Origin of the sequence: Microbacterium sp. J1-1 (genome assembly GCF_024498615.1) — a bacterium.
Lineage (GTDB): Bacteria > Actinomycetota > Actinomycetes > Actinomycetales > Microbacteriaceae > Microbacterium > Microbacterium aurugineum.
The window spans coordinates 2781847-2798620 of the sequence record NZ_CP089590.1; the positions used below are offsets into that span (position 1 = coordinate 2781847).

At 68.5% G+C, this 16774-nt stretch carries 15 protein-coding genes and 1 tRNA gene; 3 read left to right on the plus strand and 13 right to left on the minus strand.

Annotation, left to right across the window (positions count from 1 at the left end; translation table 11 throughout):
* The first annotated feature begins 57 nt into the window (after positions 1 to 57).
* Positions 58 to 720: a LysE/ArgO family amino acid transporter gene (locus LRQ07_RS13425; RefSeq protein ID WP_256534897.1), complete on the plus strand. Its 663-nt coding sequence runs from the start codon at positions 58 to 60 to the stop codon at positions 718 to 720.
* A 6-nt stretch (positions 721 to 726) separates the two neighbouring features.
* Here LRQ07_RS13425 and LRQ07_RS13430 read toward each other — a convergent pair whose 3' ends face one another.
* The 9 genes from LRQ07_RS13430 to LRQ07_RS13470 form a co-directional block, all read right to left on the minus strand.
* The gene (locus LRQ07_RS13430; RefSeq protein WP_256534898.1) at positions 727 to 1083 is read right to left on the minus strand and encodes an iron chaperone; all 357 of its coding nucleotides are present in this window, start codon (positions 1081 to 1083) and stop codon (positions 727 to 729) included.
* A 39-nt stretch (positions 1084 to 1122) separates the two neighbouring features.
* Positions 1123 to 1926: an amino acid ABC transporter ATP-binding protein gene (locus LRQ07_RS13435; RefSeq protein WP_256534899.1), complete on the minus strand. Its 804-nt coding sequence runs from the start codon at positions 1924 to 1926 to the stop codon at positions 1123 to 1125.
* Entirely contained in the window at positions 1913 to 2578 is a 666-nt protein-coding gene (locus LRQ07_RS13440) for an amino acid ABC transporter permease (protein ID WP_047522873.1), read from the minus strand. The genes LRQ07_RS13435 and LRQ07_RS13440 overlap by 14 nt, the downstream gene beginning before the upstream one ends.
* 3 nt (positions 2579 to 2581) lie before the next feature.
* Positions 2582 to 3403, minus strand: a complete 822-nt coding sequence (locus tag LRQ07_RS13445; RefSeq protein ID WP_256534900.1) for an amino acid ABC transporter substrate-binding protein — start codon at positions 3401 to 3403, stop codon at positions 2582 to 2584.
* 186 nt (positions 3404 to 3589) lie between these two features.
* Positions 3590 to 4279: a 50S ribosomal protein L1 gene (gene rplA / locus LRQ07_RS13450; protein WP_047522875.1), complete on the minus strand. Its 690-nt coding sequence runs from the start codon at positions 4277 to 4279 to the stop codon at positions 3590 to 3592.
* 11 nt (positions 4280 to 4290) lie between these two features.
* Positions 4291 to 4722: a 50S ribosomal protein L11 gene (gene rplK / locus LRQ07_RS13455; protein WP_033106100.1), complete on the minus strand. Its 432-nt coding sequence runs from the start codon at positions 4720 to 4722 to the stop codon at positions 4291 to 4293.
* Between the two features lie 341 nt (positions 4723 to 5063).
* Entirely contained in the window at positions 5064 to 6098 is a 1035-nt protein-coding gene (gene nusG, locus LRQ07_RS13460; RefSeq protein WP_232763557.1) for a transcription termination/antitermination protein NusG, read from the minus strand.
* 42 nt (positions 6099 to 6140) lie between these two features.
* On the minus strand, positions 6141 to 6413 hold the full coding sequence (secE, locus tag LRQ07_RS13465; protein ID WP_017201518.1) for a preprotein translocase subunit SecE: 273 nt from the start codon (positions 6411 to 6413) through the stop codon (positions 6141 to 6143).
* 40 nt (positions 6414 to 6453) lie between these two features.
* Positions 6454 to 6526, minus strand: a tRNA-Trp gene (locus LRQ07_RS13470).
* Between the two features lie 195 nt (positions 6527 to 6721).
* Here LRQ07_RS13470 and LRQ07_RS13475 point away from each other — a divergent pair.
* Positions 6722 to 8545 carry an HSP90 family protein gene (locus tag LRQ07_RS13475; RefSeq protein ID WP_256534901.1) on the plus strand — a complete coding sequence of 608 codons (1824 nt, stop codon included), beginning with the start codon at positions 6722 to 6724 and terminating at the stop codon, positions 8543 to 8545.
* Between the two features lie 23 nt (positions 8546 to 8568).
* Positions 8569 to 11367 (plus strand): hypothetical protein, encoded by a 2799-nt coding sequence (locus LRQ07_RS13480; RefSeq protein WP_256534902.1) that lies wholly within the window; start codon positions 8569 to 8571, stop codon positions 11365 to 11367.
* Positions 11368 to 11375: 8 nt separating this feature from the next.
* Here LRQ07_RS13480 and poxB read toward each other — a convergent pair whose 3' ends face one another.
* The 4 genes from poxB to LRQ07_RS13500 form a co-directional block, all read right to left on the minus strand.
* The gene (gene poxB, locus LRQ07_RS13485) at positions 11376 to 13100 is read right to left on the minus strand and encodes a ubiquinone-dependent pyruvate dehydrogenase (RefSeq protein ID WP_256534903.1); all 1725 of its coding nucleotides are present in this window, start codon (positions 13098 to 13100) and stop codon (positions 11376 to 11378) included.
* Positions 13101 to 13320: 220 nt separating this feature from the next.
* Entirely contained in the window at positions 13321 to 13758 is a 438-nt protein-coding gene (locus LRQ07_RS13490; RefSeq protein ID WP_047522352.1) for a pyridoxamine 5'-phosphate oxidase family protein, read from the minus strand.
* A 112-nt stretch (positions 13759 to 13870) separates the two neighbouring features.
* Positions 13871 to 15235, minus strand: coding sequence for an NAD-dependent succinate-semialdehyde dehydrogenase (locus tag LRQ07_RS13495; protein WP_256534904.1), 1365 nt, complete (start codon positions 15233 to 15235; stop codon positions 13871 to 13873).
* A 58-nt stretch (positions 15236 to 15293) separates the two neighbouring features.
* The gene (locus LRQ07_RS13500; RefSeq protein WP_047522356.1) at positions 15294 to 16760 is read right to left on the minus strand and encodes an NAD-dependent succinate-semialdehyde dehydrogenase; all 1467 of its coding nucleotides are present in this window, start codon (positions 16758 to 16760) and stop codon (positions 15294 to 15296) included.
* Positions 16761 to 16774: the final 14 nt, after the last annotated feature.

Consider the following 16774-nt stretch of genomic DNA (forward strand, 5'->3'; position numbering starts at 1 on the left):
ATGGTTCTGAAGAAACCATCGCTTCCTCTCATGTCCAACGGTTCCTAGGCTGAACCCGTGCTCACCGTCCTCGCCGGGCTCGGACTCGGACTCTCTCTCATCGTCGCCATCGGCGCGCAGAACGTCTTCGTGCTGCGTCAAGGGATCCGCCGGGAGCACGTGCTCGCCGTCGTGATCATCTGCGCCGCCTCCGACGCCGCCCTGATCGCCGCCGGGGTGGCGGGGCTGGGCTTCGTCCTCTCGGCGGCCCCGTGGCTCGTGGTCGTGGCCCGGTGGGCGGGCGCACTGTTCCTGCTGACCTACGGCGTCCTCGCCGCACGTCGTGCGTGGCGCGGCGGGGAGGAGCTCCGGGTGGACGGGACGGAAGCCGTGGATCCGAGCGCGCCGCTCCCCCACAGCGCGACGCCGACGCTCGTCCGCCCACGACTGGCACCGGTCGTCCTGACGACCCTCGCGCTCACATGGCTCAATCCGCACGTGTACCTCGACACGGTTCTGATGCTGGGATCGATCGCGGCCACGCACGGCGACGACCGCTGGCTGTTCGCCGGCGGAGCGATCGCCGCGAGCATCCTGTGGTTCACCGCGCTCGGCTTCGGCGCGCGCTATCTCGGACGCTGGCTGCGCACCCCACTCTCCTGGCGCATCCTCGATGCCGTGATCGCCGTGGTGATGATCACGATCGCGGTCAGCCTCGTGCTTCCGGTGCTTGGGGGCTGACGGCGTTCACGCTCCGTCGATCTGTGCGAGCCGCGCCCGCACGAGGCTCTCGAGCACCGCGGTCGGGATCGGATGCTCGGGCTGGAATCGGATGGTGCCCTTGTCGACGCTGATCCCGGGACTGCCCTCGAGCAGGCCCGCGACCGCCGCGACCGCGTCCGGGCTGAACGGGTAGATGCCGATGTGCTTCTTGGCGCGCATCACCGAGAGGAGTGCCTTGCCGCGGTGCACGAGTGCCGGCATGCCGTATCCCTTGCCCTGTTCCGCATCCGGAACCTCCCGGCGGGCGACCGCGTAGACCCGGTCGATCGCCTCACGATCCGCGGGGTCGAGTTCAGCGAGGTAGTCGTCGATGGTGCCCATCACGTCATCCTTCCAGCCGTCGCCCGCGACCGCGAGTGGTCAGGCGCCGTCGAGCGGGCGCAGGATGCGCGTGAGGAAACGCTGCGTGCGCTCGTGCTTCGGCGCGCGGAAGAGCTCGGCGGGAGGCCCCTGTTCGACGACCACCCCGCCGTCCATGAACAGCACATGATCCGCGGCCTCGCGGGCGAAGCTCAGCTCGTGGGTCACGACCGCCATCGTCCAGTTCTCGTCCGCGAGCTCCTTGATGACCAGGAGCACCTCGCCCACCAGTTCCGGGTCGAGCGCGCTGGTCGGCTCGTCGAACAGCAGCAGGTCGGGCTTGAGGGCGAGTGCACGCACGATGCCCACCCGTTGCTGCTGCCCACCCGAGAGCTGATGCGGACGCGCATCGGCCTTGTCACTCAGCCCCACCCTGTCGAGCAGCACGAGCGCCTCGGCGACGACCTCGGCCTTGGGGCGCCCCTGCACCCGCCACGGCCCCTCGATGACGTTCTCGAGCACGGTGAGATGCGGGAAGAGGTTGTGATGCTGGAACACCATCGCGGAGCGGTCCCGGAGCGCGAGCCGCTTGCGTTTCTGCTCCCGCGTCGACGGCTTCGCCGACGGGGCGAAGCCGAGGTCGGGGCCACCCGCGACCACGATCGTGCCGGCATCCGGGGTCTCGAGTCCGTTGAGCGCTCGCAGGACGGTGGTCTTGCCGGAACCGCTGGGGCCGATGAGCACGACGACCTCGCCGCGGTGCAGCGTCAGATCGATGCCCCGCAGCACCTCATTGTCACCGAAGCTCTTGCGGAGGCCGCGGGCGGTGAGAAGGGCGTCGGTGGTGTTCTCAGTGGGCGACACGGCTGTCGAGCCTCCTCTCGAGGGCGCTCTGTCCGAAGGAGAGCACCAGGCAGAACACCCAGTAGACCAGCGCGGCCGCGAGGTACACCACCATGAACTCGAGGGTCGTCGCGGCGATCTGCTGCGCCACCTTGAACAGTTCCGTGACGAGGATCAGCGAGGTGAGAGAGGTGTCCTTGACGAGGGAGATGAACGTGTTCGACAGCGGCGGCACCGACACCCGCGCCGCCTGGGGCAGGATGATGCGCGTGAGCGTCCGCGTGCGATTCATGCCGACCGTGTACGCGGCCTCCCACTGCCCCTTCGGGACGGAGAGGATCGCCGCACGCACGACCTCGGCACCGTAGCCGCCGACGTTGAGCGACAGTGCGATGATCGCGCTCGGCCACGGGTCCAGCGTGATCCCTACCGACGGCATGCCGTAGAAGATCACGAACAGCTGCACGAGCATGGGCGTGCCCCGGATCACGGAGATGTAGAAGCGCGCGACCCCCGCGACCACCGGATTCACCGAGATCCGCATGAGCGCGACACCGACCGCGATCGCGAGTCCCAGCGCGAACGACAGCAACGCGAGCGGCACCGTCGCCGTCAGACCCGCCCAGGCGATCGGCCCGAGCGCATCGAGGAACAGCTGCCAGGGACTCTCCATCGGCTACTTCGTGACGTCTTCGCCGAAGTACTTGTCGCTGATCTCGGCCAGGGTGCCGTCGGCGCGGAGCTCCTCGAGCGCGCCGTCGACGGCCTCGACCAGCGCCTCCTTGTCTTTGGTGAAGACGAAGGCCTGGGTGCCGGCCTCGTCCGTCTCGGCCGCGATCTTCAGGCCGGTGGGGCTGTTGGTGGTCTCGTAGTCGAGGAAGGTCAGCTTGTCGTTGACCGTCGCATCCACACGCCCCTGGCGCAGCAGCTCGACGGCTTGAGCCCAGCCCTCGACCGCTTCGACCTTGGCCCCCGAATCCGTGGCCAGCTCATACCAGTTGCTCGTGAGCGACTGCGCGGTGGACTTGCCATCGAGGTCAGCGAAGGACGAGATCGAGTCGTCGTCGTCCGCTACCACGATGACGCCGGGCGAGACCGTGTACGGCGTGCTGAAGAGGTACTTCGCCTCGCGCTCGTCGTTGACCGACACCTGGTTCGCGATGACGTCGAACCGTCCCGCATCCAGCCCGGCGAAGATCGCATCCCACTGCGTCTCCTGGAACTTCACCTCGAGGCCCAGCTTGTCGGCGACGGCCTGGATGATCTCCACGTCGAAGCCCGTGAGGTCGCCAGCGCCGCCGTCGTCGTGGAAGCTGAAGGGCCGATAGGTGCCTTCGGTCGCGACCGTGAGCGTGCCCTCCTGCACCAGCCCGAAGTCGGCGTTCGCGGATCCGTCTCCGCCGCCCGAAGTACTCGCGGGAGTGCTCGACCCGCTGCAGGCGGTGAGCACCGCGGCAGCGGCGACGAGTGCGGTGACGACGATGAGACGACGGGACATGGACCCTCCTGGGGTGTGAAGCGCGGTGCGAGTTTACGTGACCGGCGCGGGAACTTCCTCACAGTACGCGGGGGCCGGCGGTTTCCCTCATCCGATGACGTTTCGTTTCACCGCGCACGCCGGGCCGGGTGCAGGGACGCGAAAACGCCCCCGGGCGAACCCGGGGGCGTTCTCTGCGAGTCAGACTCAGATGGCGTTGACGTCCAGCGGGATGCCGGGGCCGAACGTGGTCGACACGGCGCCCTTCTGGATGTAACGGCCCTTCGAGCTCGACGGCTTGAGGCGGACGATCTCCTCGAGCGCCGCGCCGATGTTCTCGCCCAGCTGCTCTGCGGTGAAGGAGGCCTTGCCGACGACGAAGTGCACGTTGGCGTGCTTGTCGACGCGGAACTCGATCTTTCCGCCCTTGATCTCCTCGACGGCCTTGGCCGGGTTCGGGGTCACGGTGCCGGTCTTCGGGTTCGGCATCAGACCGCGCGGTCCGAGCACCTTTCCGAGACGACCGACCTGGCCCATGAGCTCCGGGGTGGAGACCGCGGCGTCGAAGTTGGTCCAGCCGTCGGCGACCTTCTGGATGAGCTCGGCGCCGCCGACCTCATCCGCACCTGCGGCGATCGCTGCCTCGGCCGCGGGGCCGGTGGCGAAGACGATGACGCGGGCGGTCTTACCGGTGCCGTGGGGCAGGATGACGGTGCCGCGCACCATCTGGTCCGCCTTGCGGGGGTCGACAGCGAGCTTCAGCGCGACCTCGACGGTCGAGTCGAACTTCGACGAGCCGGTCTCCTTCGCGAGGGCGACGGCCTCGGCCGGGGTGTAGAAACGGTCTGCCTCGATCTTCTCGGCGGCAGCCTTGTAAGCCTTGGACTTGGTAGCCATGATTATTCTCCTCAGCCCTCGACCGTGATGCCCATGGAACGGGCGGTGCCGGCGATGATCGAGATAGCGGCCTCGACGTCGTTCGCGTTCAGGTCGGCCTGCTTGGTCTCTGCGATCTGACGGACCTGGTCCTTGGTGATCTTCGCGACCTTGACGGTGTGCGGGGTCGAAGAACCCTTCGCGACGCCAGCGGCCTTCTTGATGAGCTCCGCGGCGGGCGGGGTCTTCAGGATGAACGTGAAGCTGCGGTCCTCGTAGACGGTGATCTCGACGGGGATGACGTTGCCGCGCTGCGACTCGGTCGCGGCGTTGTACGCCTTGCAGAACTCCATGATGTTGACGCCATGCTGACCGAGCGCGGGGCCGATCGGCGGCGCCGGGTTGGCTGCACCGGCGTTGATCTGAAGCTTGATCAGGCCGGTCACCTTCTTCTTCGGTGCCATTCTCTTTCCTTTCATCGAATCGGATACCGGAGCATCCGCTTCTCCCACAGATCCGGCGTTTCCGAACCGTGGTCGTCTCTGCGCACGCCGAAGCGGCACACAAACCACACAATCCTACCTCATCCCCCGCCCCCTCCCGTCCCTCCCGCCCCCGGATCGCCCCCGCCCCTCCCGTTCCAGCCGGCTGCGGGATCAAAAACGTTCCTCGCGGAGGGTTCCCGGGCGCGTTTTTGATCCCGCATCGGACGGGGGGACGGGGGGGACGGGGAGACCGGGGGGGGGGGGGGACGCGAGAACGGCCGCCCCGAAGGGGACGGCCGTTCTCGTGAAGGATGTGTGCGTCAGACCATCTTGGTGACCTGATCGAACGACAGCTCGACCGGGGTCTCGCGCTCGAAGAGGGAGACGAGGACCGTGAGCTTGCCGCTCTCGGGCTTGATCTCGCTGATCGAACCGGGAAGCCCCGCGAACGAGCCTTCCTTGATCGTGATGGTCTCGCCGACCTCGAAGTCGACCTCGGCGGGGAGCGGACGAGCGACGGCGACGCCGCCCTTCGACGCGATGTTCTTGGCCGTGGGGACGTCCTTGACCTCGACGAGCGACTTCAACATGTTGAAGGCCTCTTCGAAGCGCAGCGGCGTCGGGTTGTGAGCGTTGCCCACGAAGCCGGTGACACCCGGGGTGTGACGCACGACCGACCAGGTGTCTTCCGTGAGCTCCATGCGCACCAGCACGTAGCCGGGGATGCGCACGCGGGTGACCATCTTGCGCTGGCCGTTCTTGATCTCGACCACGTCTTCCATCGGGACCTCGACCTGGTAGATCTCGTCCTCGACCTCGAGCGTCGACTTGCGCTGCTCGATGTTGGCCTTCACCTTGCGCTCGAAACCGGCGTAGGAGTGGATGACGTACCACTTGCCGGGGAGCATGCGCAGGTCCATACGGAAGGCCTCGTACGGGTCTTCTTCCGCACCCTCGTCCGCCGAGGAGTCCTCATCGCTCTGGACTTCATCGGCACCGACCTCGGGACCGTCGTAGGGGGTGACCTCTTCGGCCGCAGCCGCGTCGTGGTCGGCGGCCTCTTCGGCCACAGATTCGTTGAGGACCTCAGCGGCAGCCTCAGACTCTGCCGCTTCGTCCAGGTTGAGAGCGTCGTTCACGATCGCGTCCGCCTCCGGGTCGTCGATGTCGATGTCGATGTCTTCCGTGCCGTCTTCTTCGCCGTCTTCGCCTTCGACGTGGACCGCGACGTGCTCGGCCGAGGTGACCGAGAGCTCCTCCGCGGCGAGGACGTTGCCCTCCTGGGCCTCGTCCTCCTCGCTGGACTGCTCTGCGGCGGTCGCCCAGTCGGCGTCGTCGGAATATCGTTCAGACACGTTGCTTCTTCTCCATAGCTGCGGCGTGAGCCGCGGGGGTCATCAGCCAGGGATTCCGAACACCCAGTGCGTCACGAATGCGAACAGCGTGTCCAAGCCGTAGACGATGCCCATGACGATGATCACGAAGACGAGCACGACACCGGTGAACTTGAACAGCTCCTTGCGAGTCGGGGTGACGACCTTGCGGAGCTCGGCGATGACCTGGCGGATGAACAGGGCGATGCTCCCGAAGAACCGGGAGAAGGGGTTGCCCTTCTTCTCGCGGGTGGCGCCGGCCGCGACGACCTCGCCGCGCGGTTCGTCCTGATCCATCCTGAATGTACCTTTCGTGTGTCAGCGTTGCGCTGACGCGCAGGGCGGACAGGAATCGAACCTGCAACCTGCGGTTTTGGAGACCGCTGCTCTGCCAATTGAGCTACCGCCCTAGAGACCGGGAGGTCTCGGGGTGTTCTCCCCATTCTGCCGCCGTGACCGTGGTCGGGAGACCCCAGGCATGGCGAAAGAATGCAGACAACAACTGCCCCACAAGCATACGGCATCGATCCGGTCGCGCCGAACCGGGATCGCGATGGCGTGTTCTTGTTAGGCTCGGCGAGCGTGTGCAGGAGGAGGGAGCGCCGGTGAGCGCTGAAGTGCAGCAGTTCCAGGTGGATCTGCGCGGAGTCGTCGATCTGCTCAGTCGACACATCTACTCCAGCCCCCGGGTGTACCTGCGGGAGCTTCTGCAGAACGCCCGCGACGCGATCACGGCGCGTCGCGAGGTCGACGGCGGGGGCGGACGCATCCGGATCACTCCGCTGACCGCCGAGAGCGGCGAGTTCGTGCTGCGCGACGACGGCGTGGGGCTCACCGCGACCGAGGTCGCCGATCTGCTCGCGACCGTCGGCCGAAGCTCCAAGCGCGACATCTTCGACCTGCCGCGCAGCGACTACCTCGGACAGTTCGGCATCGGACTGCTGAGCTGCTTCATGGTCGCCGACACGATCGTCATCCGCTCCCGCAGCGCCCGCGGCGGGGCCTCCGTGGAGTGGACGGGAAGCGCGGACGGCACGTTCCAGGTGACCGAGATCGACGAGGAGCTGCCGATCGGCACCAGCGTGCATCTCGTCCCGCGCTTCGACGCCGGAGACCTGCTGCGCCCGGCCAGCGTGCACGAGCTGGCGACGACGTTCGGGGAGTTCCTGCCGGTGCGGGTCACGATCGACGCCGCCTCCGGCGACATCGACATCACCCGGGATGCGCCGTTCCTCGAGGCCGCGCAGGACCCGGAGGCCGCCGTGAGCTACGGACGCGACCTCCTCGGGGCCGGCCCTCTCGATGTCATCGAGCTGAGCGAGCCGGCCACCGGCACCCGCGGCCTCGCCTACGTGCTGCCCTACGCCCCGCCTCCCGGTGCACGTCAGGCGACGCGCATGTATCTGGGACGGATGCTGCTCTCCGAGCGCGTCGACGACGTGCTGCCCGAGTGGGCCTTCTTCGTCCGCGCCGTGGTGGATTCCACCGGGCTCGCACCCACCGCGAGCCGGGAGTCGCTCGTCGAGGACGACGCCCTGGAGCGCGTGCGCGAGCAGCTCGGCGCCGGCATCCGCCGCTGGGTGCTCGAGCTCGGGCTGAGCGAGCCGCACCGCCTGGCGCAGTTCGTCGCCGTGCACGAGGTCGGGCTGAAGTCGCTCGTCCGCCACGACGAGGAGTTGGCCCGTTTCATCTCCCGCTGGCTGACCGTCGAGACGACGCACGGCACCCTCCGGATCGGCGACCTCGTCGAGCGTCACCCGCACATCCGGTACGCGAACACCGTGGACGAGTTCCGCCAGGTGGCCGGCATCTCCCCCGGCGGCGAGGTACTGGTCAACGGAGGGTATCTCTACGACGCCGATCTGATCCGGATGCTTCCCGACCTGTACCCGCACGTCACGGTCGAGCAGGTCGATGTGACCGCCGAGCTGGACCGCCTCGATCCTCCGCCGCTCGACGACCGCGATGCCGCCGTCGCACTGGAGGCCCGCGCCGAGGCCGTGCTCACGGCATCCGGATGCTCCGTGGTGGTGCGCTCCATCGACCGCGCCGACCTCGCAGGGCTCTACGTCGCCGACCCCGAGGTGCTGCGCGCGATCGACCGCGGCCGCACCAAGGGCGTCACCGGGGCACTCTGGGGCGGAGTGCTGGACCGCATCGACCGGACGCTGTCGTCCGGACGCCAGGAAGATCTCCGTGCGCGTCTGTGCCTGAACTGGTCGAACCGTGTCGTCCGCGCGCTGGTGCGCGTGCACGACGACGCCGTGTTCGCCCGCACGGTGCAGCTCCTCTACATCCAGGCACTGCTCGCCGGGCACCATCCGCTCGCCGACGCCGACCGCGCGCTCATGACGAGTGCGCTCGCCGATCTCGTCTCGCTCTCGGCCGGCCTCGAAGGGGATCAGATCCCCTTCGAGGACGTCCGCTGACTCTCCATCGAAGGGTTCCGTCCATGGCACGTCCGAAGAAGCGCTTCCAGCAGCTGATCGAGGAGATCGATCGCACACCCTGGGGCCCCGCCGAGCAGGCCCTCGTCGCGGAAGCCGTGGCGTTGGCGGTCGAGGTCGGCGACGAGCGCCTCGAGTACGAGGCGCGGATGCGGCAGACGGCTTCGGCCAACATGGGCGGCGCGACCGACGTGATGCTGAACTCGTTCGCGTGGTGCCTCGCGCACCATGACGCGGATCCGCAGCGGTTCCCCGCCGACCTCGAGAACGGCGGCGCCGACCTGATGTGGCAGTTCAAGTGGATGGCCTCCTCGTTGCGGTCCTCGCCCGCGTTCTCGCAGGAGCAGATCGCCGCCGTGCTGGACGATATGGAGGCGCACTACCGCGCCGCCGGACTCGGCCTGAGCGGCGTGCTCACCGCACGCTTCGAGGATGCCTGGGACGCCGGTCGCATGGACGATGCCGAGGCACTGCGCGTGCAGCTCGAGGCCACTCCCCGCGACGACCACAGTCACTGCGACGCCTGCGGTCGCAGTCAGGTCGCCGGCTTCTATGCGGACACCGACCGCGACGACGAGGCGATCCAGCTGGTCGAGGAGATGATCGAGGGCGGCTTCTCCTGCGGCGAGGAGCCGGAGCATGCGCTCTCCCGGGCCCTGCTCCCCTACCTCCGCGCCGGACGCCCGGCGGAAGCGAAGACCGCCCACCTGCGCAGCTACCGCCTGGCGAAGGACAACCCGGACAACCTCCGCATCGTGGCCAACAACATCGTCTTCGCCGCGATCACGGGCAACGAGGCGCGGGCACTCGCCATGGTGGAGAAGCACATCGCCTGGCTGGCGCACGACGGACTGAACGTCGATGCGCATTTCGCCGCCCTCGCCGCCCTCGCCGTGGCCCTGGACCGAGTCACCGCCGCGGGGCACGGCGAAACCCCCGTGCGCGGTGCGGACGCTCCCTCCCTCGTCCCGTTCTTCGGCGAGCACGACGGCCCGTGGAGCGCGACCGACCTCGCTGCGGCGGCCTGGTCCGCCGCAGAGCGGATCGGCGCCGCGTTCGACGAGCGGGACGGGACCCGGGGACACGCCCGCAGTCTGGACCGGATGCGCGCCCTCGCCACGGAGCAGTACGACGTGCCGATCCGCTCGGATGCGTTCGTCGCCCCGACCCCGTCCGCCGCCCCGGTGGATGCGGACGGCTGGTTCGAGCGCGCGATGCAGCTCGCCCAGTTCGGGGCCGAACACGAGACCCTCGACGCTCTTCCCCGGGCTCTCGAGGTGGAGGAACCCGACAAGCGCGCCCAGCTGCTGTCGATGCGTCTGGGCATCCTGATCGCCCTCGACCGCGCCGAGGAGGCCCTGCAGCTGCTGCCCGAGCGCATCGCCGCGCTCCGGGCCGCCGGACGCGAGGTGCAAGCCGCACTGGAGGAACGCCTGGAGCTCGCGACCTTCGGGCTGAACACCCCCGAGACGACCGCCGCGCTGGAAGAGGCGATCTCCGACGCGGCTTCGCTTCCGGCCTGGTCGCGCGGTGACCTCGCGATCAGCCGCGCCGCACTGCACCTGCAGGCCGGCGAGGCGGATGCGGCACTGGATCTCGCAGAGATCGCCGCCCGCTCGTTCGCCGAGGCCGAGGACGTGCGCCTCTCGAACACCACGACCTTGCTGGCGATCTCGGCGGTGCTGAGCAAGGGCGACCTGGAACCGGCGATCACATTGCTCGACGGCTTCCTCGCCCAGGAAGACCTCAGCACCGGGCACCGGGCACAGGCCCTGCAGATCAGGGCGCGGGTGCGTGGCGGCACCGACAACTACGTCGAAGGCGCCACGGATGCAGACGAGGTCTGCCGGCTGCTCGCCGAGCTGGGAGCGACCCGCGCGCTTGGCGATGCGCACCTGCTCGCCGGGGCCCTCTGGGAGGACGCGGAAGAGCCCGAGAAGGCCGTTTCGCGCTACCGTCTCGCGTCGCGGCTCGCCGGAGAGGCCGGGGGCGACTCCACCGGTGTCGACTTCCGTCTCGCGCGCGCCATGCTGCGGGTCGGGGATGCGGAGGAAGCGGCGGAGCTGTTCGGCGATGTGCTGCAGCGGGAGGAGATCGCGGAGGTGGCCGCCGGCTCTCGCGCGATGACGGCATCGATGCTGGCCCGCGCCCTGGGCGCGGCCGGTGAGTTCGGCCAGGCCGTCGGGGCGCACGGCTACGCCTCCGAACTGTTCGGCCAGGCCGAAGAGCACGCCGATCAGGCGATGTCGATGACCGAGCAGGCCAAGATCCTCGCACGCTTCGACGAACAGGAGGACGCGATCGGGCTGCTGGAGGCGGCCGCCGAGATCGTGCGCCGCGCACCCGACGCCGTCGGAGCGCTGACCGAGGTGCTGCACAGTCTCGGGCAGGCGTACGGCGGTCGTGGTGACGAGCGGGCGTTCGCGCTCTTCGACGAGGTCGCCGCGCTCGCGCAGCAGCACGAGGCGGAGTGGCTCCTCGCCGATGTCACGGATTCGCGCGGTCGCGCTCTCGCCGAGCTCGGCCGGATCGACGAGGCGGTCGCGGCCGCGCTCACCGCTGCCGACGGGTTCGCCGCGCTCGGAGACCTGGGCTCTGCAGGGAGCTCTGAGCTGTTCGCCGGACGCGTGCTCGCCGGAAACGACAGGTCAGCCGATGCGGTACCCGTCTACCGCAGTGCGATCGAGCACGCCGCCGGCCACCCTCCGCTGCTGCAGGTGGCCGCGCTCGAACTCGGCAACGTCTTCGAGTCGCTCGGTCGGCACGGTGAAGCCGCCGAGATCCGTTCGCACCTGGAGAGCTGAGCGCCCGCTCAGAAGAACTGGCGCCAGTTCGCCCTGGCGAGATCGAGGAGCTCGTCTCCGCGCCCGGACATCACCGTGCGGATCGCGTACAGCGCGAAGCCCTTGACCTGGGCGGCCTCGATCGCGGGCGGCATCGACAGCTCCTGCCGTTCCGTCACCACGTCCAACAGGGCGGGTCCGTCGTGGGCGAGCACCTCGCGCACGGCCTCCGGCAGATCCTCGCTGCGCTCCACACGACGGGCGAAGATCCCCATCGCCTCGGCGATCGCGGCGAAGCTGGGGTTGTCCAATCCGGTCCCGTACGTCACGAAGCCCGCGGCCTTCATCTCGAGCTCGACGAAGTTCAGCGACGAGTTGTTGACCACGATGGTCTTCACGGGCAGTTCGTTCTGCGTCAGGGTCAGCAGCTCACCGAGCATCATCGAGAGACCACCGTCACCCGCGAGGGCCACGACCTGACGGTCGGGGTGTGCCACCTGCGCTCCGATGCCGTGCATCAGCGCATTCGCCATGGAGCCGTGCGTGAACGAACCGATCAGCCGGCGGTCCTGGGTCATCGACAGGTAGCGGGCCGCCCACACGGTCGGCGACCCCACGTCGGCGGTGAAGATCGCGTCGTCGGTCGCGTACTCGTCCAGGAGCCGAGCCAGATACTGCGGATGGATGGGGCGGTCGCCCTTCGCGGGCACCGCCAGCTCGTCGAGCTTCTTGCGCGTCTTGCGATAGTGGGCGGTGGCGTCGTCGAGGTGGCTCCGGTCGTCCTTGCGTGCCAGACGCGGCAGCAGGGCATCGGCGGTCGCGCGCACGTCACCGACCAGCCCCAGATCGAGGGGATGCCGCTTCCCGAGCTGTGCACCCCGGATGTCGACCTGGATCGTCTTCGCACCGTCCGGATAGAACTGCTCGTAGGGGAAGTCGCTGCCCAGCACGAGCAGGGCGTCGGCGGCCTCCATCGCGCGGAACCCGGAGGCGAAGCCCAGAAGCCCCGTCATCCCGACGTCGAAGGGGTTGTCGTACTCGATGAACTCCTTGCCGCGGAGGGCGTGCACGATCGGCGCGCCGAGCGTGTCGGCGAGGGCGATGACCTCGTCGTGGGCGCCCTCCACACCGGCACCCGCGAGGATCGTGACGCTGTTCGCCGCGTTCAACAGCGTCGCCGCCTTCTCGAGCTCCGCAGCGCTCGGCACGATCACGGGATGGCTGCGCTCGATCACGACGGTGCGATCATCGGCGATGTCGGCGAGGGCGACGTCCCCCGGGATCACGAGCACCGCGACGCCGCGCTCCTCGATCGCGGCGCGCATGGCGATCTCCAGCAGGCGCGGCATCTGTGCGGGATCGGCGACGTACTCGACGTACACGCTGCACTCGCGGAAGATCTCCCGCGGATGCGTCTCCTGGAAGTACCCCGTGCCGATCTCGGTGGTGGGGATCTGCGCGGCGATGGCGAGCACCGGCACACGCGAGCGGTTCGCATCGTACAGTCCGTTGATGAGGTGCAGGTTGCCCGGTCCGCAGGATCCTGCGACGACCGCGAGCTCTCCCGTCGTGGCGGCATCCGCAGCGGCGGCGAACGCGGCGGACTCCTCGTGGCGCACGTGCACCCATCGGATCGTGCCGTCCTTGCGCAGGGCGTCCGTGAAGCCGTTCAGCGAGTCCCCGGGGATGCCGTAGACCCGGTCGATCCCATTGGCGTGCAGAGTCTTGACGATGTTCTCAGCGACGTTGGCCATGCTTCGACCCTACGCCCGGGCACCCACACGAAGGAGATCTCATGCTCTGAAGGAGCGAATGCTGTCGTCGCTCCTTCATCCTGTGAGATCTCCTTCATCCTGTGAGATCTCCTTCATCCTGTGAGATCTCCTTCATCCTGTGAGATCTCCTTCATCCTGTGAGATCTCCTTCAGGACGGGAGATCTCCTTCAGGACACGCGCCGCGCAGTGCCGGTGCGGTCAGTACTCCTGGGGACCGTCGCGCTCCGGCTCGGCACTGCGGCGGAACGCCCGCCCCGAGACCGAGGTCGGGGCGATGCGCACGAAGACGCGCTTGAGGGTGGGGATCCAGGGCCGGAGCCCCGCGGCCTCCGCCCGCTGCACGTCGGCATCCGACTCCAGTGCGGTGGCGTACCCGCGGATGATCACGCTCCAGGCATCCGTGTCGGTGTGGTCGTCGACCTCGAACAACACGTCGGTGTTGACGGTCAGCTCGAACAGCTTGCTGCCCGGCGCCGTGCGGAACAGGATGCCTTCGCCGTCGACCACGTAGTTCACCGGGAAGATGTCGATCGTGTCGCCCACATGGGTGACGAGTCGTCCCAGTTCCTGCGTGCCGAGCAGCTCCCAGCTCCGGTCCGAGGTCAGGGTCTCGATGGGGTCGGTGTGCGCGCTCATGCCGCCATTGTCTCCCACTCGATGTCTCCACCGACAGGCCATTCGTCACGCGTTCCGATGACGGCACGCGAACGGCCCCTCGCGGTCTGCGAGGGGCCGTTCATCGTGGCGCTCAGCCGATGCGGATGAGCTTCTTGTTGACGAACTCGTCGGCGGCCAGGTGGCCCAGCTCGCGGGCCGTGCCGCTGCGCTTGACACCGCCGAAGGGCAGCTCGGGGCTGTCGGCCAGCACGAGGTTGACGTAGACCATGCCCGCCTCGATCTTGTCGGCGACGCGCTCGGCCTGCTCGGCATCCGTGGTGAAGACGTACGAGCCGAGACCGAACGTGGTGTCGTTCGCGAGCTCGACCGCAGCGTCCTCGTCCGCCACACGGTAGACGACGGCAGCGGGCCCGAAGAGCTCCTCGCGGTACACGTTCATCTCGGGCGTCACGTCGGCCAGCACGGTCGGAGCGAAGAACGTGCCCTCGCGCGTTCCGCCGGTGAGCAGGGTCGCCCCCTGCTCGACGGCCTGGTCGATCTGCTTCTGCAGGGTGACCGCGGCCGTCTCGGAGGACACCGGACCGAGGACCGTGTCGTCGAGCATGGGGTCGGTCGCCTCGACCGCCGCCATCGCTGCCGTGAACTTCTCGACGAAGGCGTCGTACAGCCCGTCCACCACGATGAACCGCTTCGCGCCGTTGCAGGCCTGTCCGTTGTTGTCCAGACGAGCATCGACGCCGGCCTGCACGGTGGCGTCGAGGTCGTCGGTGGAGAGCACGATGAACGGGTCGGAGCCACCCAGCTCCAGCGCGACCTTCTTGAGGTTGCGGCCGGCGATCTCGGCGACGGCGGCGCCGGCGCGCTCGGAGCCGGTGAGCGAGACACCCTGCACGCGCGGGTCGGCGATCATCGTCGCGATCTGCTCGTTCGTCGCGAGCACGTTCTGGTAGGCGCCCTTCGGGAAGCCGGCATCGTGGTAGATCTTCTCGATCGCAGTCGAGGACTCCGGGCACTGCGGCGCCGGCTTCAGCAGGATCGTGTTCCCGACGATCAGGTTCGGGGCGGCGAAGCGGACGATCTGGTACGCCGGGAAGTTCCACGGCATGATGCCGATGAGCGGTCCGAGCGAGGAGCGGCGGATGACGGCCGAACCCTCCCCCAGGATCGCGATCGGCTGGTCCGCCATGATCGACTCCGCCTGGTCGGCGTAGTAGTCGGCGATGTCCGCGGCGAAGTCGACCTCGCCGAGCGCGGCCTCACGGGGCTTCCCCATCTCGCGCACGAAGATGTCGGCGAGCTCTTCCCGTCGCTCGCGGTGCAGCTCGGCAGCGCGGTGCAGGAGTGCGGCGCGCTCGGCGACGGTCGACGAGCGCGACCACTCGCGGTGGGCGTCGTCGGCGGCGGCAACGGCCTCCTCGATCTGGGCGTCGGTGAAGGTGTCGAAGGACGCCAGCGTCTCTCCGGTGGCGGGGTTGATGACGGCGTAGTCGGTCATGACATGTCCTCTCGTGTGGTGGGGCGGGACCCGACGGCGCGGGCCCCGCGCATCGGAATCAGGAGACCGGGATCAGCGTGTACTTGGTGGACAGGTACTCGTGGATGCCCTCGAACCCGCCCTCGCGGCCGACGCCGGACTGCTTGACGCCGCCGAAGGGGGCAGCCGCGTTGGAGACCACGCCCACGTTGAGACCCATCATGCCGGTCTCGAGCTTGTCGATCATCCGCTGTCCGCGCTGCAGGTTCTCGGTGAAGACGTACGAGACGAGCCCGTACTCCGTGTCGTTCGCGAGGTGCACGGCTTCATCCTCGGTCTCGAAGGTCGCGATGGCGAGCACCGGTCCGAAGATCTCCTCGCGGAGGATCGCGCTCCCGGCGACGACATCGGTGAGCACGGTGGGTTCGTAGAACGTGCCCGTGCCCTCGACGGCCTTGCCACCCGCGAGGAGGGTCGCACCGCGTCCGACCGCGTCGTCGACGAGCTCGCCGGCCTTGGCGACGGCATCCGCGTCGATGAGCGGACCGATCGCGACGCCGTCCTCCGTGCCCCGACCGATCTTCATGCTGTTGACACGTTCGGTCACGCGCTTCGCGAACTCGCCCGCGACGTCCTTGTGCACGATGAAACGGTTGGCCGCGGTGCAGGCCTGTCCGATGTTGCGGAACTTCGCGGCGAGCGCCCCGTCCACCGCCTTGTCGAGGTCGGCGTCGTCGAACACCACGAACGGCGCGTTGCCTCCGAGCTCCATCGACACGCGCAGCACGCCCTCCGCCGCCTGAGCGATCAGCTTGCGGCCGACTTCGGTCGAACCCGTGAACGACAGCTTGCGCAGACGCGGGTCGGCGATGATGGGTGCCGAGAGCGCGCTGGACTTCGACGTCTGCACGACGTTGACCACGCCCGCGGGCAGTCCGGCCTTCTCCAGCAGCGAGACGAAGAAGATCGTGGTGAGCGGCGTGAGTGCCGGGGGCTTGATCACGACGGTGCAGCCGGCGGCGAGCGCGGGGGCGATCTTGCGCGTCGCCATGGCGAAGGGGAAGTTCCACGGCGTCACGAAGAAGGACGGTCCGACCGGGCGCTGCGACACGACCATGTGGCCGGTGCCCTCCGGGTTGATGCCGTATCGGCCGCTGATGCGCACGGCTTCCTCGCTGAACCACCGCAGGAACTCGCCGCCGTAGCCGACCTCACCCCGGGCCTCGGCGAGGGGCTTGCCCATCTCGAGGGTCATGAGCAGGGCGAGATCCTCCTTGTGCTCCTGCACGAGGTCGAACGCCCGGCGAAGGATCTCGCTGCGCACGCGAGGAGCCGTCGCAGCCCAGTCGTCCTGAGCAGCGACCGCGGCGTCGAGCGCACGGATGCCGTCCGCGGGCGTCGCGTCAGCGATGGTGCGGATCACGGCACCGGTCGCGGGATCCTGCACGTCGAAAGTGCCGCCGGTCTCGCCGTCGATCCACTGACCGCCGATGAAGAGACCGGTGGGGATGCTGTCGAGGAGGGCCTGTTCGGTCTGGGTGCTCATGATTCTCTTTCTGT